This is a genomic window from Pseudomonas sp. MBLB4136 (assembly GCF_051904765.1).
Lineage (GTDB): Bacteria > Pseudomonadota > Gammaproteobacteria > Pseudomonadales > Pseudomonadaceae > Aquipseudomonas.
Genome location: NZ_CP196713.1, coordinates 2,331,587 through 2,350,457, shown reverse-complemented (window position 1 = coordinate 2,350,457; position 18,871 = coordinate 2,331,587). Strand labels below are relative to the sequence as shown.

Here is an 18,871-nt window from a genome sequence, read left to right as displayed (position 1 = left end):
TTTATTTCTCCATCCGACGCTCCATAGTCTCACGGAGGTCTTCATTCGTCGGCTGAGTATAAACCAAACACGCTGTAGGGGAGCGATGTCGCATCATCTTTTGAATTTCAACCTGAGTAAATCCATGCTCAGCCAATCGATAACCAAAGGCATGGCGGTGACCATGCTCTGTGGTTCCACGATATTTTTCATGAGCAAGACCGATACGGTTAACGGCAGCCTTGTGTAGACGCTGAAAATTCTTTATTGTTTCTGGCTGACCCAAGGTATTTGTAAAAGCATAAGGGTGATCCTCACCAATAGGATCCACTCGCTGATACTTTAAATAATTTTGAAAGTTATATAGAAATTCCGTCGCCTTATCCGGAGGGAAAAAATCAACCTTGAAATATTTCTCTCTACTGCTGAGCACGGGAGCCTTCCAGCCTGCATGTAGTCTCTCACTTTTGAGATACATCGTCCGAGGGGTACGCTGAAATCGCTGAAGTAGGTAGTCCTGACGTGACTTATAGCGCTTGTCCGGCGACACACCTTCTGAAGGATGATAAATTCGCACAACGGCCTCAAGGCGTTTTTTATCAACGCCAATATCATCCAGATACAAATGAAAAACTTCACTCTTTCTCACGCCACCATAATGCATGAGCAACGTTATCGCTCGCCCCTTGAAATCAGCACGCATATTAGGATCTGGATTTGACTCACTTCCAGCGCGAATGAAACCCTCATCCAGAAGTTTTATTATATATTCCTCTGGAAACTTTTTCACTTCCTCAACAACGACCGGAACTTGATATTGCCGCTCGACTCGTCGTGTGAAAGCACTTCTGCTCTTAGCTTCTTCGCTGTTCGAAAGATGGTTTAGGAAGACGTTGTCGTTCTTATGGTAGTAAGCACACCAATTCAATCGCTGCTCTGCACTTGTTGCGCGCTTGAAGGGATTCGCTCGCGCTGTAGCGTATTCAGGCTGTTCTGCGAGCCAATCGGTGTAATGCGTAATCAACTGGAGTAGGTTATTCGCATCATCGGCACTACGAGGCCTCCAGTACAAGCCCGAAGGATCTATGAGCGTAGTCAGATCGATAGTGCCAGCGCGCAGGGCTATGTTGAAATTCTCCAGCAACTCTACCGTTTTATCGAACAAGCCATCGTTAGCGTTGACGTACCTTATAAGGAGCATAATCGCGAACGCAGACCTCTCCCTCCACGACTGGCCTCTGTTTACTGCTTTAGCTAGGTATCTCAGGTGCGACAGCAATAGACCACTCTCAGTCCAAAGCGCCGGCAGCCGAAGCACCTTACCCGTATTGTCGCTTCGATATCTCGCTTTCACCTTCAGAACGTAAGCCATCTCTACCGTACTATTTAGTATGTATTAAGGGGTTCTATCAGATTAACCTTAGGCTAGCCAACCGAAAATTTCACGCTAAAAATGCCCCAATTCAAACTTAATAGTACAAATTCTGATGGGGTGATAATACACCTATGGCAAGAAGATGCTGCGCGAGATCGACGGCCGCGTGCGTTTTCTCAGCAAGCGCCTGGAAAGCCTCAAGGTGGTCAGCGCCCGCCCCAGCGATCCAGGCAAGGTCTACTTCGGCGCCTGGGTCACCCTCGAGGATGAGGATGGCCAGGAGGCGCGCTACCGCATCGTCGGGCCGGACGAGCTCGATCTGAAGCTGAACCTGATCAGCATCGACTCGCCGCTGGCCCGCGCCCTGATTGGCAAGACCCTGGATGCCGAAGTACGGGTACAGACGCCGACCGGGGAAAAGACCTGGTACGTGGTCGCCATCGACTACCCCTGAGTCGGGGTCTTAACGCCGTGTGATCAAGCCTTGGCGGGCGACCCGGGTCAGCTCGCGCACCGTGTCCTCCAGCTGAGCGGCGCTCGGCGCCTGCACCACCGCCAGATCGAAGCTGTCGCTGGCAAATCGCGCCAGGGATTCCCCATCGTGGGTGAACTGGATCAGGAAGGTCGGCGATCCGCCCCAGCGTTTCGGCCAGCCGTCGAGGTAGCGCAACAGGGTCGGCTGATGGCTGCCGCCAAGGAGGATCTTGGCGTTGCGCAAGGTCAGGCCCGTGGTTATCGGGGCCAATCGAATCAGCGGTTGGGGACAGGTCATGCTCGCGTCTCCGCCTCAGGAATCCCGCTGGGCAGCGGTGAGAGGCGACACCGAACCAGCGCTTTAGCGGTATTTCGAGAGCTTCGTAGAAACCCTCTCAGAGCCCGGCCTTCGGCAGGTGACTCGGCGCCCCGCAAGTAGCTGTTTAAATCGGCGCAGCCGGCATCCTAGAGAAGCCTGCGCAATACTGTCAACTGCCACCTCGCAGCCGAAGCCACGCCATGCACGACGATACCCTGCGCCTGTTCTTCGCCCTCTCCTGCCCACCGGGCCTGGCCGAGCGCATCGGGCTCTGGCGCGACGCGCTCCACCTGCCGGGCCGGCCGGTGCCCCCGGCCAACCTGCACCTGACCCTGGCCTTCCTCGGCCAGCAGCCCGGCAGTCGTTTGGCGGAGCTGAAAGGCCTCGCCGCGACCGTGCGCAGCGCCGCGTTCGAGCTGCAGCTGGACCGCCTGGTGCACCGGCGCAACGGTTTGCTCTACCTGAGCCCAAGTCGACCTCCCACCGCCCTGCTGGAGCTGGTCGAGCAGTTGCACGAGGCGCTGCTCGGGGGCGGATTCAGCCTGGAGGCACGACCCTTTCTCGCCCACCTGACCCTGCTGCGCCGCTGCAGCCGCCGTCCGCCGAAGGCGTGCCCAACTTTCGATTGGCCGGTCGGCCATTTCGCCCTGCTCGCCTCCGCAACGGGGCCGAGCGGTAGCGTCTACCAGCAGCTCCAGCAGTGGCCACTGTTGCGAAACGACTAATAAAGGCGTTTCGCCCCGTAACAGCGACAGTGCCGGGCAGAACGGCATTCCTCAACACAAATAGCACGCCAGTACCTAGTCCAGAGCCGCCGGGTTCCCTTCAAGGCGAAGCTGGCACGCTTCCTGCGCCTGTCAGTGCCGCGTTGCAGGGGCCCTGGATGGGCGCCAGCAGCGCCAGAAACGCGCCTGACACCCGATACAACCCATTACGAGAGCGCCCATGAATAACAATAAGACCCTGCTAGCCCTCTGCCTCGGTGCCGGACTCCTGGCCTCCGCGCAAACCCACGCCGGTTGGTTCGGCTCCTCCGGCTACACCCAGACCAAATACCCCATCGTCCTGGCCCATGGCATGCTCGGTTTCGACAGCATCCTCGGTGTCGATTACTGGTACGGCATTCCCAGCGCCCTGCGCAGCGACGGCGCCAAGGTCTACGTGGCCGAAGTCAGCCAGCTCAACACCACCGAGGCCCGCGGCGAAGAGCTGCTGGCCCAGGTGGAGGAAATAGTCGCCATCAGCGGCAAACCCAAGGTCAACCTGATCGGCCACAGCCACGGCGGCCCGACCATCCGCTATGTCGCCGCCGTCCGCCCCCAGCTGGTTGCCTCCGCGACCAGTGTCGGCGCTCCCCACAAGGGCTCGGCCACCGCCGACTTCATCCGCCAGGTTCCCCCGGGCTCGGCCGGCGAAACGCTGCTGGCCGGCATCGTCAACGGCCTCGGCAGCCTGATCAACTTCCTCTCCGGCAGTTCCAGCAGCAATCCGCAGAATGCCCTTGGCGCCCTCGAGTCGCTCAATAGTGCAGGTGCGGCTCGCTTCAACGCCAAGTACCCGCAAGGGTTGCCGACCACGGCCTGCGGCGAAGGCGCTTATAGCGTCAATGGCGTACGCTACTACTCCTGGAGCGGCACCAGCCCGTTGACCCACTTGCTCGATCCGAGCGACGCGCTGCTCGGTGCCACCTCCCTGACGTTCAACGGCGAAGCCAACGACGGGCTGGTCGGGCGCTGCAGCTCGCACCTGGGCAAGGTGATCCGTGACAACTACCGGATGAACCACCTCGACGAGGTCAACCAGACCTTCGGCCTGACCAGCTGGTTCGAAACCGATCCGGTGACTGTCTATCGGCAGCATGCCAATCGCCTGAAGAACGACGGACTCTGACCCTCTACCGGGGCCCGCAGGGCCCCACCTCTGCGCTCCTTCGAGCGCCTGATCAACGCTGTCCGGTGAATCAATCCGTGAAAAAACTGTTGTTGTTCTCACCCCTGGCTTTCATGACCTGTTTCGCCACTTTTCTCTATCTGGACCTGGCGCATACACCTGCCCAAGTCCCCGAGCTCGAAGCAAGCCAGACCATCATGCAAGACGCTCCCAGCGAGTATCCACGCCCCGCCCCGGCAGTCGACGCCAGCGCCGATGACGGCAGGACGATCGCGCTGCCCGGCTCTTTCGCTGGCACCCAGGTCGACGGCCTGTTTCGTGTCGACGAGACGGGCCAGCTGATCGTCAGCCAGGACATCCGGCGAATATTCGATTACTTCCTCGCCGCCATTGGCGAGGAACCCGTGCGCGTCAGCGTCGAACGCCTACAGGCCCACATCCGCAGCCAGCTGCAGGAGCCGGCGCGGGGGCAGGCGCTGGCGCTGCTCACCCAATACCTGGACTACAAGCGCGAACTGGTGCTGCTGGAGCGTGACTGGCCGCAGCTGGCCAATCTCGATGCCCTGCGCCAGCGCGAGGCGGCCGTTCAGGCGTTGCGCGCCCGCCTGTTCAGCGGTGACGCACGCCAGGCATTCTTTGCCGACGAAGAGGCCTACAACCGCTTCAGCCTGCAACGCTTGGCGATCCAGCAGGACAGCGATCTGGACGACGACGCCAAGGCCCGCGCGGTCGATCAGTTGCGCGAAAGCCTGCCGCCTGAGCTGCAGGCCAGCCTCCTGCCACAGCTGCAGCACGAGCTGCGCCAGCGAACCGCCAAGCTGCAGGCCGACGGTGCCAGCCCCGAGCAGGTGCGCCAGTTGCGCCTGCAGATGGTTGGTGCCGAAGCGACCCAGCGCCTCGAAGCCCTGGATCAGCAGCGCCAGGCCTGGGGACGACGGCTGGCCGACTACCAGCAGGCCAAAGCCAGGATCGAGGCCAGTCGCGGCCTCAGCCCCGCCGACAAGGCTGCGGCCATCGAGCGCCTGGCCGGAGAGCGCTTCGATGAGCGCGAACGCCTGCGCCTGGACGCCGCCGAGCAACTGGCCCAGGTGCGCAGCCAGGCAGCCCCCTGAAACGCAGAAGGCCCGCGCTTGACGGGCCTTCCGGGGTGCTCGGTTCTAGTTGGCGAGGCGCATGTCCAAAGACAGCTTGCCTGCGCCTTCGACCAGTACCGCCACGCTGATCGCCAGCAGCGCCAAGCCGAATTCATAACCGTTGTTGGCCATGAAGAAGCCGTTGGCCAGATGCACGCCGACGATCGCCACCAGCATGGTCACCGCCAGCACGGCCGCCGCCGGCCGGGCCAGCAGCCCGAAGATCAGCGCCAGGCCGCCGAAGAACTCGGCGCTGCCGGCCAGCAGAGCCATCAGATAACCCGGCGCCAGGCCAATGCTTTCCATCCACTGGGCGACACCGTCCAGGCCGTAGCCGCCAAACCAGCCGAACAGCTTCTGCGCACCGTGGGCGGCGAAGGTCAGCCCGGCGATGACGCGCAAAACGGTCAGGCCGTAGCCCGCTTGCGTAGCAACCACAGATTTGATCAGAGCGTTCATGTGCAGCATTCCTGTTGTGGGGTGGTGATGCGCACAGACTAAACGAATTTATAGATAGCAAAAGTGGATTTATTCGCTCGTAAACATCATATATTTAGATATATATGTGCTCGATACTAGCTAGTGCGGCTCCAGCAGATAACGCTCGCGATCATAGGCCAGGTAGTACTTGTTGACGCTGTTGACGTAGCTAACCACGCCCATGCCGACCTGCTCCATGGCGATTCGCTCGACCTGGAAGAACCACTGATTGGGGTTGAGGCCACGGCGCCGCGCCTCGGCGCGCATGCTCTGCACCCGCTGCGGCCCCAGGTTGTAGCCGGCCAGCACGAAGGCCATGCGTTCGCGCTCGTTGAGCTGGGCACTGGCGAAGTAGTTGCGGCGGATCATCGCCAGGTAGCGCGCGCTGGCCTGCACGTTATTCTCCAGCGCCGCGATATTGCCGACCCCGACGCTACGGGCCGCAGCCGGGGTGATCTGCATCAGGCCGGTGGCGCCGCCCGCACCGCGGGCGTTCGGGTTGAGGGTCGACTCCTTGAATGCCAGGGCGGCGAGCGCCAGCCAGTCGAACTGCTGTTCGCCGGCATGGCGCTGGAGCACCGGGCGCAGTTTCTCCAAGCGTTGGCGTTCGGCGCGCCCCAGGGGGTAATGCACCTTGTACAGGCGTCGGTAGACGCGCTGAAAGGAGGCGTCCTGGTCGTCGGGACTGCGATAGCTCTTGAGGAAGCGGTCGATGCTCGCCGCCAGCGCGGGTGCATCCCTGCGCATGAACCAGCGCAGGTCGCCGTCGCTGGCCAGCACCAGGTGGCGCTCCAGGCGCAACTTCGGCAGGACCTTGGCCCAGCGCTCGGCAATCGGCTGCTCGACCGCGGTGACGCTGTAGATGCCGGCCTGGACCATCTCCAGCACGTCCTCGACGGCCAGGCTCGGATCGACCCACTCGATGATGATCGGCGGCCGTTTGTCCTGCAGCAGCTGCTTGTTGAGCCGCCGTATCGCCTCGCCTGCGGCGCTGCCGGCCGGCAGCGCCAGGCTGCGGCCGGACATCTGTTCCAGGCTCTGGTAACGGCGATCGCCCTGCCGGCCCACGATGATCAGCGGGACGTCGCTGCGGATGGCGGTACTGGCGCGGATATCCCGACCGGCGCCCATGCCGAGCAGTTCGCCGGGCGCGACCAGATCGCCCTCTCCGCGCCGCAGGGCGGCGAGCAGCTGGTCCTTGGCCTTGGGAATTATCTTCAGCTTGAGCGCCGCACGGGTGCGCCCCGTCCTGTTGAGATACTGCTCGAAGGCGCGCAGGCGATGGTACTCCACGCCGATGCTCTGTCCCTTGATCTCCCCCGAGCTGTTGCGGCTCTGGTTGACCAGCACGCGCAGTTCGCCACTGCTGCGGATGCCCGCCAGATCGCGCGTGAGTGCCGGGCGCACAACTTCCTGCGGACCCGCCACACGCGCCATCGCCGCCAGCGGTAGCACTAGCAGGAGGCAAAGCACCAGTAACACTCGCGACATCGCGGCTCCAAGACAGGGTCGACTCGCTGCAAGAGCAGGCCGAGTGAGAGTGCGGCAGTGCCGTGCAAGTTCCCGGAGTGCGCGGCGCGCGGAGGTTCGCACAGCGCGCGCCTGGAAGCCAGAACAGTCTGTCACCCAGTCTCAAGATAGCCGCTCAAGTGTTTGAATTTGATCAATTTATGGTTAGGCAAAAAGCTCTGCTATGCTGGCCCCTCCGGCCGCCAGGTAACACCATGCAGCTCATCGACATCGGCGTCAATCTGACCCACCCAAGCTTTGCAGACCAGCGCCAAGCCCTGCTCGAGCGCGCATTCGCCGCCGGCGTTTGCCAGATGCTGGTGACCGGCACCAGCTTGGACGAGAGCGAGCAGGCCGCCGAGCTGTGCCATGAGCTGGACGACTCCGGCGAGCGCCTGTTCAGCACTGCCGGCGTCCATCCCCACGACGCCAAGAGCTGGAACAGCGACAGCACCGCGCGGCTGAAAGCCCTGCTGGCCGAGCCACGGGTGCGCGCGGTTGGCGAATGCGGGCTCGATTTCAATCGCGACTTCTCGCCGCGCCCACAGCAGGAGAAGGCCCTGGAAGAACAGTTGGCCCTGGCCGCCGCCCTGCAGATGCCGGTCTTCCTGCATGAGCGCGATGCCGACCAGCGCCTGCTGGAGATCCTGCGCGACTACCGGGATCGCCTGCCGGCCGCAGTGGTGCACTGCTTCACGGGGGAGAAGCGCGCGCTGTTCAACTACCTGGACCTGGACCTGCATATCGGCATCACCGGGTGGATCTGCGATGAACGCCGCGGCAGCCACCTGCACCCACTGGTGCGGGAGATCCCGGTCGGTCGGCTGATGCTGGAAAGCGACTCGCCCTTCCTGCTGCCACGCAGCCTGCGACCCAAGCCCAAGAGCGGGCGCAACGAGCCGGCCCTGCTGGTCGAAGTGCTGCGTGAGGTGGCTCTGCACCGGGGCGAAACGCTGCAGAGCCTGGCGTCCCACAGCACCGCCTGCGCCCGGCACTTCTTCAACCTGCCGAGCGTTGCCGAGGCCGGCGCGGATCAGCCAGCCCGCTGAGCCGGGCAACTAGCCGAATACCGTCACGGTCTGCCGGCTGATCGCCAGCAACTCGCCGTCCGGCGCCCACAGGCCTGCGGCGATATGGCCGTAGCCGTCGCGGGCGTGCTCGATGTGTGCACGGTAGCGACACCAGTCGAGGGTCGTCAGCGCCGCCAGCGGCTGGATGAACTCGATGGTCCAGGTCAGTGAACTACCCGGCGCCGGCGCCCGCAGGTGCGACAGTACGGCTGGCGGCCAGGCGTCGACCAAGGCCAATAGATGGGCCTCGTCCAGCGCCTGCACCTCGCCCTCGACCGCCGGGCGCAAGCGTACCCAGCCGCCCATCTGCCGCGACGGATTGTTGCTGAACGGCATGCCGCCGATGCCCCAGCGCATGGCCAGGAAACGGGTGAACTCCGGGGTCACGTTGCGGATATAGGGCAGCTCCTGGCATTCCTCTACCGGCTTGATCTGTGGCGCCGCCTCGGCGGTGACGGCGACGGCCGACTCCCGCGCGGCGCCGAAGCTGCCCTGGATCAGGGTGACCACCTGGCCGTTCTGCACCGCACGCCCCAGCACCTGGCTGACCGCCTTGCCTTCGCGCAGCACCTCGACCTGAAAACTGACTGGCACCTCGGGCTCCACCGGGCCGACGAAGGTGACGGCCAGGGAGCGCACCGGCCGTCCGTCCGGCACCCGGGCACGCATGGCCTCATACACCAGCGCCGCCACCAGGCCGCCAAAACTGGCCCGCCCTTGGGCCCAGGCTGCGGGAATCTGTAGCGTTTCAGGGTTGGCTCGAACGGCCTGGAGCAACTCGGAAAAGGTCATGACCACCTCGGGATAACGATACTGGGGTGATCTTAGGGGATAGCCTGGCCCGGCTGATAGGGCAGCGCTAGGGCGCTTCGGCCAAATACCGCGGGATATGCGCGAGCCCTAGGCGGGCGCAGGAAAGTCCGCCTGCAATTGCAGCAGTGCCTGATCCGCGGCGTGTTCGCCCCTGTCCAGTTCGGCGCGCCAGATGGCCACGCAAGGCGCCAGATCTGGCTCCTGCTCGGCCCGCAGCAGCCACTGCAGGCGATCGTGCCAGTCGCCCAGGGCCGCCTGTGCCTGTTTCAGGTGTGCGCGGGCTTCGGCCGATACGCCACCCAGCCCGGGATAGGCCTCGGCAGCGTAGCGCACCCGCTTGATCAGCAGGCGCAGGCGATGACGGTCATGCCGTACATCCGCCAGGGTGGCGCCGAGCAAACGCCGCTGCTTGGCCAGGCGGCGCCGCACCTGCCGTTCGACGCCCTTGAGCTGCCTGTCGGCTTGGGCCCGGTGCCATTGCTGCGGCCAGTCGTCCAGGGCATCGAACAGCGCCTGCAGCTCACGGCTTTCCAGCAACGCCACGTAGCCCCGCCGCAGCTGCGGCAGGCGGCGCGCCAGGGCGTCCGGCTTGTCGAGGTCTCGCAGATGCCCGAGCAGCACTTCCAGATCGCGCAGCGGCCCACTCAGGCGAGCGAGCGCCACCGCGCTTGCCTGCAATCTATCGATGGCCGACAGGCCGCGCAGCGGACGCAACAGGCTGCGCAACCGGCGCAGGGCGATGCGCAGGTCGTGCAGCGCCTCGGGGTCGGTGGCTGCCGCCAGGCGCTCGCGGCAGGCATAGAGCCTGACCTGCTGCGTCAGCACCTGCTCGAGTACCTTATCGACAACGGCTGCCATCAACACTCCTCGCTCTGCCCTGCCTGCAGAGTAGCGCGCTTCCCTCCCTCACCCGACGTCACCACGCTCAGCGCCGGCGCGTGAAGCGCCAGGGCAATGCACGCCTGAGCTCGCTCAGGCGCCGACGCAGCAACGCCGGCGACCCATCCTCGCGACCATAACGCTGCGCCTCGAAGGCGCAGGCAAAGGCGTCGATGGCCCCAGCCTGTCGGGGCAAGGCCTGCGCCGCGCGCTGGGCGTAAGCGCGAGGCCCCTCGCCCGCCTGCCGCTGCACGCCATGGCGGGCCAGCAGGCGTTCGAAGCCCAGGAAGGCCCGGCGCTGGGGGTCACGCTCGCGGCGCCAGGGCTTGAACAGACCAAGCGCCAGCAGCCCCAGCAACAGGCCCCCGCCGCCACCCAGGCTCAGCGCCAACAGCCGACTGTCGAGGTTGCCGAACCAGCGCTGCAGCAGTTGCAGCTGCTGGGCGCCCTGGTAGCCGAGGACCCAGCGCTGCCAGCCATAGTTGAGGCCGTCCCAGCCCAGGCGCAACTTGTTCAGCCAGGCCAACTGGCGATAGCGCAGCGGAGAGAATGGCGAACCCTCGAGAAAGCTCTGCTCCTCGGCCAGCGCCGCCTCGAGCCCCTGCTCGATGCGCTCCGGCGCCACCTGGAAGGTCGGGTCGACAGTCACCCAGCCAGCCCCCGGACGCCAGTATTCGACCCAGGCATGGGCATCGAACTGGCGCACCTGCACGTAGCGTCCGCTCGGGTTGTACTCACCGCCCTGGTAACCGGCCACCACCCGCGCCGGGATGCCGGCCGCCCGCAGGACGAAGGTCATGGCGCCCGCGTAGTGGGCGCAGAAGCCCCGGCGACTGTCGAAGAGAAACTCATCGACGCTGTCAGCCCCCAAGGTCGGCGGCCGCAGGGTGTAGACATAGGGCTGCCGATTGAAGTGGGCGAGCAACGCCTGTACCAGCCGCTCGGGCCGGGGATGATCGCGTTTGAGCTGGAGGGCCCAGGCGCGGCTGCGCGGGTCCCCGCCCGGGGGCAGTTGCAGGGCGCGAGCCAGGCTCATCTCGCTGCCGAGCCCGTCCGGCTCGCGCAAGGCGTCCGGCCAGGAGGTCACCCTGTACAGCAGGCTGCGCTCGACCGGTTGCTGGCGTTGCAGGCGGAAGTCGGCCAGCTGCCGCGTATCCTGCAAGGTGGTCTCGGCGACATCCAGGGCGAACAGCCAGGGCTGGGCGCTGGGTTGCATGACGATCTCGTAGCGCAGTGGCTCGCCGCGTTTCTCCCATGCCGGTGCAGCGGGCGGCAGCGCAGCGGACTGCGACCAGCGGCGGCCGTCGAAGCGTTCGAAGGTCAGCGCACGCCAGTACAGCTGACTGCGTGGCGGCACCTCGCCCTCGAAGCTGGCGCGAAAGGCCAGCGCGCCCGATCGGCTCAGCTCGGCGATATCCGCCGGCGCCATGCTGTCGGACAGTCCGCTGACGCTCTTGTCGCTAGGCATCGGCAGGGACCATAGCGGCCCCAGCCTGGGGAAGAAGATGAACAGCAGCAGCATCAGCGGCAGCGCCTGCAGCAGCAGGCTCGCCGCCAGCCGGGCGGTCGGCCAGGGTTGGGTGGCCAGGGCGCTCTGCTGCAAGCCGATCAGGGCGGCGAGCAAGGCGGTGACCGGCAGCAGGCTGAACAGCGCGGCGAGCATGCCGTCATCGAACAGGTAGGCGGTGACCACGGTGAAGAAGCCGAGGAAGATCAGCACCAGGGTGTCGCGCCGCGTGCGCATCTCCAGCAGCTTGAGGATGAAGGCGGCAATCAGCAGTACCACCGCGGCGTCCAGGCCGACCAGGCTGCCCCGGGAGAACCACACGCCGGCGGCCACCAGCAGCATCAGCAGTGCCTTGACCCAGGCGTTGGGATACCCCGCGCGCATGCGGAAGATCTGGATGCGCCAGGCGGCACAGCCGAGCCACAGAACGCTGACCCACAGCGGCAGATGGCCCAGGTGCGGCACGATCACCAACACCTGGGCGACCAGCAGCCAGCTCAGGCTGACGCGCGGGATGGCCGGTTGCGGGCTCACCGCGGCGCTCCGAACAGCGCCAGGGCCCGCAGGCAGGCCTCGCGATGGGGCTCGCCGCTGTCGGGAGCAAGGGCCAGGCCCGGCAGGCGCAGGGCAAAGGGTTGCTGCCGAGCGGACAGCTCCAGCACCCAATGGCAGAGCAACGACAGGCGCGACTCGACGTCCCCGTCCAGGGCCTGGAAATCGAGCTGCGGGTCACGCCCGCTCAGGGTCGAGAAATCCTTGACCAGCAGGCCCAGGCCGCGCGAATAGGCCTTCCAGTGCAGGCGCTGCTTGGAATCGCCGGGCTGATAGTCCTTCAGCCCCTGAAAATCGTCGCAGCCATAGCCCTGCGCGTGCCGGCCCTGTTCCTGCTGCTCGTCGGCGCCGTCGGGCGAGAGCGGCAGCTCGCCTTGCAACGGGCGCGGGTACACCAGCGACGCCTGGTCCAGGTCGAGCCAGCTCCAGGCCACCAGGATGCCCAGCGGGAAACGGCTCTCGACTCGCAGGCGCTCAGGCCGCAGCCAGCCGCGCCGCTGCGTCGCCAGGCTCAGCTCGCATTCGCTGCTGCCCTGGGCCGGCACGTCGAGCAGTTGCAGGTCGTGCTTGTCCCAGCCCAGGCCGATGGCCTGGTGCGCCCGGCGCCGGCTCTCCAGGCGCACGCGAAAGCCCGCCTGCTCGCCGACGAATACCGCGGCGGCCCCGCCGGCGTTGACGAGCAGCCCGGCGAGGTTGCGGTAGGTATGCAGGATGGCGACGAAGAACACCGCCGCGAGCAGGAAGGTCAGACCATAGGCCAGGCTGTTCTGGTAGTTGATCGCCGCCAGCAGCATCAACACCAGGACCAGCACGTAGGTGACACCGATACGGGTCGGCAGGATGAAGATCTTCTGCTGATCGAGCATGACGCTGCTGGCCGCGGGGATGCGCCGCGCCAGCCAGCGGCTCCAGTAGGGCTTGAACAGCCCGATCAAAGTGCCGGCACCTCACGTAGCAGCCACTGCACCAGGGCACCTCCGCCGTGCCCGGTCGGGTCGGCGCGCTCGCGCAGGCGGTGCCCCACCACCGAGGGCAACACCGCCTGCACGTCCTCGGGGATCACATAGTCACGGCCAACCAGCAGGGCCCAGGCGCGGGCCGCCGCCAGCAGGGCCAGGCTGGCGCGTGGCGACAGCCCCCAGGCGAACTGCGGCTGGCTGCGGGTGGCCTCGACCAGGCGCAACACGTAATCGACCAGGGCATCGCTGGCCCGCACGTTCGGCACCTCGGCCTGGATCGCCGACAGGCCGGCGTGATCGAGCAACGGCTGCAGGCGCGGCAACAGCGCGCGCCGTGGATCGCCCAGGAGCAGGACCTTCTCGGCGGCCTTGGCCGGGTAACCGAGGGACAGGCGCATGAGGAAGCGGTCGAGCTGGGACTCCGGCAGGGCGAAGGTGCCGCCCTGGCTCACCGGGTTCTGCGTGGCAATCACGAAGAAGGGCTCGGGCAATGGCCGCGTGGCGCCCTCGATGGTCACCTGGCCCTCCTCCATGGCTTCCAGCAGGGCGCTCTGGCTCTTCGGCGTGGCGCGGTTGATTTCGTCCGCGAGCAGCAGTTCGGCAAAGATCGGCCCGGGATGGAAGACGAACTGCCCGGTGTCGCGGTCGAACACCGAGGTGCCGAGGATGTCGCCGGGCAGCAGGTCCGAGGTGAACTGGATGCGCTGGAAGCTCAGGCCCAACACCTTGGCCAGGGCATGGCTGAGGGTGGTCTTGCCCATCCCCGGCAGGTCTTCGATCAGCAGGTGGCCGCGAGCCAGCAGGCAGGCCAGCGCCAGGCGCACCTGGGTCTCCTTGCCCAATACCACCTGATTCACCGCGTGCAGGCAGGCATCCAGTTTCGTACGCATCCATCACTCCCCAGGCAAGTGCTTCGATGCTACTGGCCGGCGCGTCCTGGGCAAAGCGCCTTGTAACCTTTGCTCACCAAACTGTGCGCGAATCGCGCCTCGTTACAGGCGGAAGTGCCCCGCCATGCCCTGCAGTTCAAGCCCCAGTTCGGCCAGCTGGATGCTCGAGTTGGCCGACTCGTCCATGGCCGCGGCGGACTGGTCGGCGATATCGCGAATGGAGGTGACGCTGCGATTGATCTCCTCGGCCACCGCGGTCTGCTCCTCGGCCGCCGCGGCGATCTGCTGGTTCATCTCGAAGATCTGCGTCACCGCTTCGGCGATCGCGGCCAATGCCCCCTCGGTCTGGTTGGCGTCCTGCACCACCTGCTCGACCAGCGCGCCGCTCTGGCGCATGTCCGTGACGGTGCGCCGGGTGCCTTCGCGCAGGGTGGCGATCAGCCCTTCGATCTCCGTGGTCGACTCCTGGGTACGCCGCGCCAGGGCGCGCACCTCGTCGGCCACCACGGCGAAGCCACGCCCCTGCTCGCCGGCGCGTGCGGCCTCGATGGCGGCGTTGAGGGCGAGCAGGTTGGTCTGCTCGGCGACGCTCTTGATCACGTCCAGCATCGAGTCGATGCTCTGGGTGTCCTGGCTGAGGCGCTCGATGCTCTGGGTGGTGGTGTTCATCGCCGCGGCCAGCTCCTCGATGCGCTTCAGGGTCTGGTGCACCACCTGGACCCCGCTATTGACCCGGGTGTCGGCCTGGGCAGTGGACGCCGCGGCGGCCTCGGCATTGCGCGCCACCTCATGCACCGTGGCGGTCATCTCGCTCATGGCGGTGGCCACCTGGTCGGTTTCTTCCTTCTGCCCATTCACCCCGCGGCGGGTCTGCTCGGTGCTCGCCGACAGCGACTGGGCCGAAGTGGAAATCTGCGTCACCCCGTCCTGCAGCCGGCCGACCATCTCGCGCAGGTTGTTCGACATGCCCTGCATGGCGCCGAGCAGCTGGCCGACCTCGTCGCTGCGGGTCACCTCGATGCGCGCGCGCAGATCGCCCCCGGCGATCTGCTGGGCCTGCAGTATCACCTGCTTGAGCGGGCGGACGATCAACAGGCTGATGACGAAGGTCGCCACCAGGCCGATCAGCAGCGCCGCCGCGGCCGCCACGAAGATCAGCCAAGTGCTGGCCTGCAACTGCGTCTGCATGCCTTCCTTCTGATGGTCATGGGCCTGATCGACCAGCGCGAGGATGCGCTCGGCCTGCTCCACCAGGCGCGCATACTCCTGCTTCTGCGCCTGCAGATGGCGGGTGTACTCCTTGAGCCGGTCATTGAAGGAATTGACGTTGCCGATGACCTCGGCCAGCACCGCCGCGTAGCCCGGATCGGCCATGGCGTCGCGCAGCTCGCCGGCCAGGTTTTGCGCATCCAGGGCCTCCTGGATGGCGGTCTGCGCCGCCTCGCCGGAGCTGCGGCTTTCTTCCAGGCGCACCCGCGCCTGGTCGAGTGCCTGCAGCAGCAGCTGGTGAATCTTGCTGATCTGCCCGGCCTGCACCACCGACTCGTCGCCCTCCAGACCCTGGCTGCTCTTGAGCAGGTCGATACCGTCCTCGGCCAGGCCGTCCTTGAGCAGGTCCAGGCTGTTGGCTGCGCTGACCACCAGCCAATTGGCGCCGTCGAGGGACAGGCGCATGTTGTCAGTGAGTTCGACATAGCGCTTGAAGGCCGCCTCGTACTCGCCGATGGCGCCGTCGGCCTCTGCCAGCAGCTGGCGCTCCTCCACCGGCAGCTCGGGCTGCAGGGCCGTACTGCTGGCGAGGATCGCCTGGGCCTGCTCATGCAGGCGCGTGGCGTGCTGCACATCGCCGGTCAGGGCAAATTGCTGTTCGCTGCGACGCATGCGCTGCACCTCGGTGCCGATGGTGCTCATGCGCTCGAGCAGATCCGAGCGCATCGAGACATCGCGCAGCGCGGAGAACCCGGTCGCCGCGACCAACAGGGTGAGCGAGAGCACCACGCCGAAGCCCAGGGCCAGTTTCTTCGCCGTGCTCAGACTGGCAACGCGCCGCTGCAGGGCAGTCCACATAGTTTTCCCCTTCTTTCCAACAGGATGACGGTTTCACGATCTCGGGTCGTTTGGCTCTGTGTCGGCAACATAGGAGCAAAGCATTAGCGACAACAAGCAGTGCTCTTCAACCCCGGTCGCTTTTGTTATGTCCAGGTCGCTTTGCGTACCGCTGTTCGATTGACGCGGCGCCCGTCGGCAGGCCACCGAAGATACGACGGAGTGCGCGGAATGCGGCGGGCCTTGATCCAGGCCAAGGCTTGCCGTCGCACGACGGCCTAGGCTTAAGGGCACCATCAGGAGATAGTCATGACGCCATCGCGCGACCGGGACTGGCACGCACGCCCGACAGAGTACAGTCTGCAACAACTGGAGGTCGGCGACGGCGGGCTCGGCGCCGCCGAGGCGCAGCGGCGGCTGGACGCCAATGGCCCCAACAGCCTGCCCGAGCCGGCCCTGGACGGGCCGCTGAAGCGCCTGGCGCTGCAGTTCCACAACCTGCTGATCTACGTGCTGCTGCTGGCCTCGCTGCTGACCCTGGTGATCGGCGAGTGGCTCGACAGCGCGGTGATCTTCGCCGTGGTGCTGATCAACGCCATCGTCGGCTTCATCCAGGAAGGCAAGGCGCAGCAGGCCATGCGGGCGATTTCCGCGCTTGTCAGCCTGCAGAGCCGCGTGCGCCGAGACGGGGTGGTGCAACAGCTGCCGGCGGCGCAACTGGTCGCCGGCGATCTGGTGCTGCTGGAGGCGGGCGACCGCGTGCCGGCCGACTTGCGCCTGCTGGCGGCGCGCGACCTGCGCATCGATGAAGCGGCGCTGACCGGTGAATCCGTGCCGACGAACAAGCAGATCGAAGCGGTCGAGCCAGACGCCAGCCTGGGCGACAGGCGCTGCATGGCCTATTCCGGCACGCTGGTCATCGCCGGCAACGGCTGCGGCGTGGTGGTGGCGACCGCCGGGCACACCGAACTGGGCAAGATCAGCCGCATGCTCGGCGCGGTCATCAGGCTGCAGACGCCCTTGCTGGCCGACATGGCGCGCTTCGCCCGGCACCTGACCCTGCTCATCCTCCTGCTGGCGCTCGTCACCTTCGCCTTCGGCGTACAACTGCACGGCTACAGCCCCAGAGACATGCTGATGGCCGCGGTCGGCCTGGCGGTGGCGGCCATCCCGGAGGGCCTGCCCGCGGTGCTGACGATCATCCTGGCCCTCGGCATGCGACGCATGGCCGGACGCCAGGCCATCATTCGCCACCTGCCGGCGGTGGAGAGTCTCGGCTCGGTGAGCGTGATCTGCTCGGACAAGACCGGCACCCTGACCCGCAACGAAATGACCGTGCAGCAGGTATTCACCAGCAGCCACCATTACCGCGTCGGCGGCCTCGGCTACGCCCCCGAGGGTAGCGTCCGGGTCGACGGCAACGGCCAGGCAGCGGATAGCGCCGACCTGCGCGAGCTGGCGCGCGCCGGCCTGCTGGCCAATGACGCCAGCCTCGCTCTGCGCGAGCACAGCTGGCAGATCAGCGGCGACCCGACCGAGGCGGCCTTGCTGACCCTGGCCGGCAAGCTGGGCCTGCAGCGTGACGAGGAACTGGGCAACCTGCCGCGGGCCGACATGATCCCCTTCAACAGCGAGCGACGCTGCACCGCCAGCCTGCACCATGACCATGGCGGGCACGGGCTGATCTACCTGGTGGGAGCGCCGGAACGCCTGCTGGAAGTGTGCAACCGACAGTGGCACGAGGGTCGCGACCAGCCCCTGGACCTGCGCCACTGGCACGCGGTACTCGAACAAGGCGCAGGCGAAGGGCTGCGCATGCTTGGCCTGGCCCTGCGCACCCTGGCGGGCCCGCAGCAGGAACTGACCTATGCGGACCTGGAAGGCGATTTCATCCTGCTGGGCCTGGTCGGCATGCTCGATCCGCCCCGCGAGGAGGCCATCGATGCCGTCGCCGAATGCCGGCGCGCCGGCATCGCGGTGAAGATGATCACCGGTGACCATGCCGGCACCGCCCGCGCCATCGCCGAGAAACTCGGCCTGGGCGGCGGCGCCCCGCTGACCGGTGCCGAACTCGATCGCATGAGCGATGCCGAACTGGACGCACGACTGGCGCAGACCACGGTATTCGCCCGTACCAGCCCGGCACACAAGCTGCGCCTGGTGCAGCGTCTGCAAGCCGGTGGGGCGCGGGTGGCGATGACCGGCGACGGGGTCAATGACGCGCCCGCGCTCAAGCGCGCCGATATCGGCGTGGCCATGGGCATCAAGGGCACCGAGGCGGCCAAGGAAGCCGCGCAGATGGTGCTGGCCGATGACAACTTCGCCACCATCACCCACGCCATCGAGGAAGGTCGCACCGTTTACGACAACCTGAAGAAGACCATCCTGTTCATCCTGCCCACCAATGGCGGCGAGGCCCTGGTGCTGCTCAGCGCCATCGCCATGGGCCTGACCCTGCCCATCACGCCCTTGCAGATCCTCTGGGTCAACATGATCACCGCCGTCACCCTGGCCCTGGCGCTGGCCTTCGAGCCGGCCGAGGAGGACCTGATGCGGCGTGCGCCGCGGGACCCGCGCGCGCCCCTGCTGAGTCGTCGGCTGCTCTGGCGGGTACTGTTCATCGCCCTGTTGATGACTTTCGCCTGCCTGGGCCTGTTCTTCAGCGCCGGGCAGCTGGGGCTGGGCCTCGAGGCCAGCCGTACCCTGGCGGTCAACGGCCTGGTGGCCTGCGAGATCGGCTATCTGTTCAGCAGCCGCCGATTGCTGGGTCCGCCACGCTTCGGCCTGCGAGACAACCCGATGATCTGGAGCATGGTGCTGCTGCTGATCGGCCTGCAGCTGGCCTTCACCTACTGGTCCGGCCTGCAGCAGCTGTTCGCCACTGCGGCGCTGCCGCCGCTGGCCTGGGTCGCCTGCCTGCTGGTGGCGATGCTGGTCTGCGGGTTGGTCGAACTGGAAAAGAAGCTGCTGCGCCGGCTCGCCAACTGAGCCGATGC

At 65.9% G+C, this 18,871-nt stretch carries 15 protein-coding genes and 2 pseudogenes; 6 read left to right on the top strand and 11 right to left on the bottom strand.

Annotated elements, in window-relative coordinates; translation table 11 throughout:
- Nucleotide 1: 1 nt before the first annotated feature.
- Nucleotides 2-1,351 (bottom strand): gamma-mobile-trio recombinase GmtY, encoded by a 1,350-nt coding sequence (gmtY, locus tag ACSX1D_RS10810; RefSeq protein ID WP_439862206.1) that lies wholly within the window; start codon nt 1,349-1,351, stop codon nt 2-4.
- A gap of 127 nt (nt 1,352-1,478) precedes the next feature.
- On the opposite strand from gmtY, the pseudogene ACSX1D_RS10805 reads away from it, so the two are divergent.
- Nucleotides 1,479-1,808: pseudogene (locus ACSX1D_RS10805) on the top strand (GreA/GreB family elongation factor); the annotation flags it as partial.
- A gap of 9 nt (nt 1,809-1,817) precedes the next feature.
- On the opposite strand, the gene ACSX1D_RS10800 reads toward ACSX1D_RS10805, so the two are convergent.
- On the bottom strand, nt 1,818-2,126 hold the full coding sequence (locus tag ACSX1D_RS10800; RefSeq protein WP_439862205.1) for a class I SAM-dependent methyltransferase: 309 nt from the start codon (nt 2,124-2,126) through the stop codon (nt 1,818-1,820).
- Nucleotides 2,127-2,347: 221 nt separating this feature from the next.
- On the opposite strand from ACSX1D_RS10800, the gene thpR reads away from it, so the two are divergent.
- The 3 genes from thpR to ACSX1D_RS10785 all read left to right on the top strand — a co-directional run bounded on the left by thpR (nt 2,348) and on the right by ACSX1D_RS10785 (nt 5,149).
- Nucleotides 2,348-2,872 carry an RNA 2',3'-cyclic phosphodiesterase gene (thpR, locus tag ACSX1D_RS10795; RefSeq protein WP_439862204.1) on the top strand — a complete coding sequence of 175 codons (525 nt, stop codon included), beginning with the start codon at nt 2,348-2,350 and terminating at the stop codon, nt 2,870-2,872.
- Nucleotides 2,873-3,092: 220 nt separating this feature from the next.
- A complete protein-coding gene (locus tag ACSX1D_RS10790) occupies nt 3,093-4,037 on the top strand; it encodes a triacylglycerol lipase (RefSeq protein WP_439862203.1) in 945 nt (314 codons plus the stop codon).
- Nucleotides 4,038-4,114: 77 nt separating this feature from the next.
- Nucleotides 4,115-5,149, top strand: coding sequence for a lipase secretion chaperone (locus ACSX1D_RS10785; protein WP_439862202.1), 1,035 nt, complete (start codon nt 4,115-4,117; stop codon nt 5,147-5,149).
- A 45-nt stretch (nt 5,150-5,194) separates the two neighbouring features.
- Here ACSX1D_RS10785 and ACSX1D_RS10780 read toward each other — a convergent pair whose 3' ends face one another.
- A complete protein-coding gene (locus tag ACSX1D_RS10780; RefSeq protein ID WP_439862201.1) occupies nt 5,195-5,629 on the bottom strand; it encodes a DoxX family protein in 435 nt (144 codons plus the stop codon).
- Between the two features lie 120 nt (nt 5,630-5,749).
- Entirely contained in the window at nt 5,750-7,141 is a 1,392-nt protein-coding gene (locus ACSX1D_RS10775; RefSeq protein WP_439862200.1) for a transglycosylase SLT domain-containing protein, read from the bottom strand.
- Nucleotides 7,142-7,374: 233 nt separating this feature from the next.
- Here ACSX1D_RS10775 and ACSX1D_RS10770 point away from each other — a divergent pair, with 233 nt between their 5' ends.
- Nucleotides 7,375-8,208 carry a TatD family hydrolase gene (locus ACSX1D_RS10770; RefSeq protein ID WP_439862199.1) on the top strand — a complete coding sequence of 278 codons (834 nt, stop codon included), beginning with the start codon at nt 7,375-7,377 and terminating at the stop codon, nt 8,206-8,208.
- Between the two features lie 9 nt (nt 8,209-8,217).
- Here the strand turns inward: ACSX1D_RS10770 and ACSX1D_RS10765 are convergent, their stop codons facing one another.
- The 7 genes and pseudogenes from ACSX1D_RS10765 to ACSX1D_RS10735 all read right to left on the bottom strand — a co-directional run.
- Nucleotides 8,218-9,021, bottom strand: coding sequence for an acyl-CoA thioesterase (locus ACSX1D_RS10765; protein WP_439862198.1), 804 nt, complete (start codon nt 9,019-9,021; stop codon nt 8,218-8,220).
- A gap of 108 nt (nt 9,022-9,129) precedes the next feature.
- Nucleotides 9,130-9,900, bottom strand: a complete 771-nt coding sequence (locus ACSX1D_RS10760; RefSeq protein WP_439862197.1) for a CHAD domain-containing protein — start codon at nt 9,898-9,900, stop codon at nt 9,130-9,132.
- 67 nt (nt 9,901-9,967) lie between these two features.
- Nucleotides 9,968-11,962 carry a transglutaminase TgpA family protein gene (locus tag ACSX1D_RS10755; protein ID WP_439862196.1) on the bottom strand — a complete coding sequence of 665 codons (1,995 nt, stop codon included), beginning with the start codon at nt 11,960-11,962 and terminating at the stop codon, nt 9,968-9,970.
- Nucleotides 11,959-12,846 carry a DUF58 domain-containing protein gene (locus ACSX1D_RS10750; RefSeq protein WP_439862307.1) on the bottom strand — a complete coding sequence of 296 codons (888 nt, stop codon included), beginning with the start codon at nt 12,844-12,846 and terminating at the stop codon, nt 11,959-11,961. The genes ACSX1D_RS10755 and ACSX1D_RS10750 overlap by 4 nt, the downstream gene beginning before the upstream one ends.
- 65 nt (nt 12,847-12,911) lie before the next feature.
- Nucleotides 12,912-13,829, bottom strand: a complete 918-nt coding sequence (locus tag ACSX1D_RS10745; protein ID WP_439862195.1) for an AAA family ATPase — start codon at nt 13,827-13,829, stop codon at nt 12,912-12,914.
- A 102-nt stretch (nt 13,830-13,931) separates the two neighbouring features.
- Nucleotides 13,932-14,636: a methyl-accepting chemotaxis protein gene (locus tag ACSX1D_RS10740; RefSeq protein ID WP_439862306.1), complete on the bottom strand. Its 705-nt coding sequence runs from the start codon at nt 14,634-14,636 to the stop codon at nt 13,932-13,934.
- 198 nt (nt 14,637-14,834) lie between these two features.
- Nucleotides 14,835-15,017, bottom strand: a pseudogene (locus ACSX1D_RS10735) (HAMP domain-containing protein); the annotation flags it as partial.
- 1,167 nt (nt 15,018-16,184) lie between these two features.
- On the opposite strand from ACSX1D_RS10735, the gene ACSX1D_RS10730 reads away from it, so the two are divergent.
- Complete coding sequence (locus ACSX1D_RS10730; RefSeq protein WP_439862194.1) at nt 16,185-18,863, top strand: cation-transporting P-type ATPase; 2,679 nt, start codon at nt 16,185-16,187, stop codon at nt 18,861-18,863.
- Nucleotides 18,864-18,871: the final 8 nt, after the last annotated feature.

Coding starts and splice junctions, on each gene's coding strand:
- gmtY (WP_439862206.1), bottom strand. CDS start 1,351: ATGGCTTACGTTCTGAAGGTGAAAGCGAGATATCGAAGCGACAATACG.
- ACSX1D_RS10800 (WP_439862205.1), bottom strand. CDS start 2,126: ATGACCTGTCCCCAACCGCTGATTCGATTGGCCCCGATAACCACGGGC.
- thpR (WP_439862204.1), top strand. CDS start 2,348: ATGCACGACGATACCCTGCGCCTGTTCTTCGCCCTCTCCTGCCCACCG.
- ACSX1D_RS10790 (WP_439862203.1), top strand. CDS start 3,093: ATGAATAACAATAAGACCCTGCTAGCCCTCTGCCTCGGTGCCGGACTC.
- ACSX1D_RS10780 (WP_439862201.1), bottom strand. CDS start 5,629: ATGAACGCTCTGATCAAATCTGTGGTTGCTACGCAAGCGGGCTACGGC.
- ACSX1D_RS10775 (WP_439862200.1), bottom strand. CDS start 7,141: ATGTCGCGAGTGTTACTGGTGCTTTGCCTCCTGCTAGTGCTACCGCTG.
- ACSX1D_RS10770 (WP_439862199.1), top strand. CDS start 7,375: ATGCAGCTCATCGACATCGGCGTCAATCTGACCCACCCAAGCTTTGCA.
- ACSX1D_RS10765 (WP_439862198.1), bottom strand. CDS start 9,021: ATGACCTTTTCCGAGTTGCTCCAGGCCGTTCGAGCCAACCCTGAAACG.
- ACSX1D_RS10760 (WP_439862197.1), bottom strand. CDS start 9,900: ATGGCAGCCGTTGTCGATAAGGTACTCGAGCAGGTGCTGACGCAGCAG.
- ACSX1D_RS10750 (WP_439862307.1), bottom strand. CDS start 12,846: ATGCTCGATCAGCAGAAGATCTTCATCCTGCCGACCCGTATCGGTGTC.
- ACSX1D_RS10745 (WP_439862195.1), bottom strand. CDS start 13,829: ATGCGTACGAAACTGGATGCCTGCCTGCACGCGGTGAATCAGGTGGTA.
- ACSX1D_RS10740 (WP_439862306.1), bottom strand. CDS start 14,636: ATGACCGCCACGGTGCATGAGGTGGCGCGCAATGCCGAGGCCGCCGCG.
- ACSX1D_RS10730 (WP_439862194.1), top strand. CDS start 16,185: ATGACGCCATCGCGCGACCGGGACTGGCACGCACGCCCGACAGAGTAC.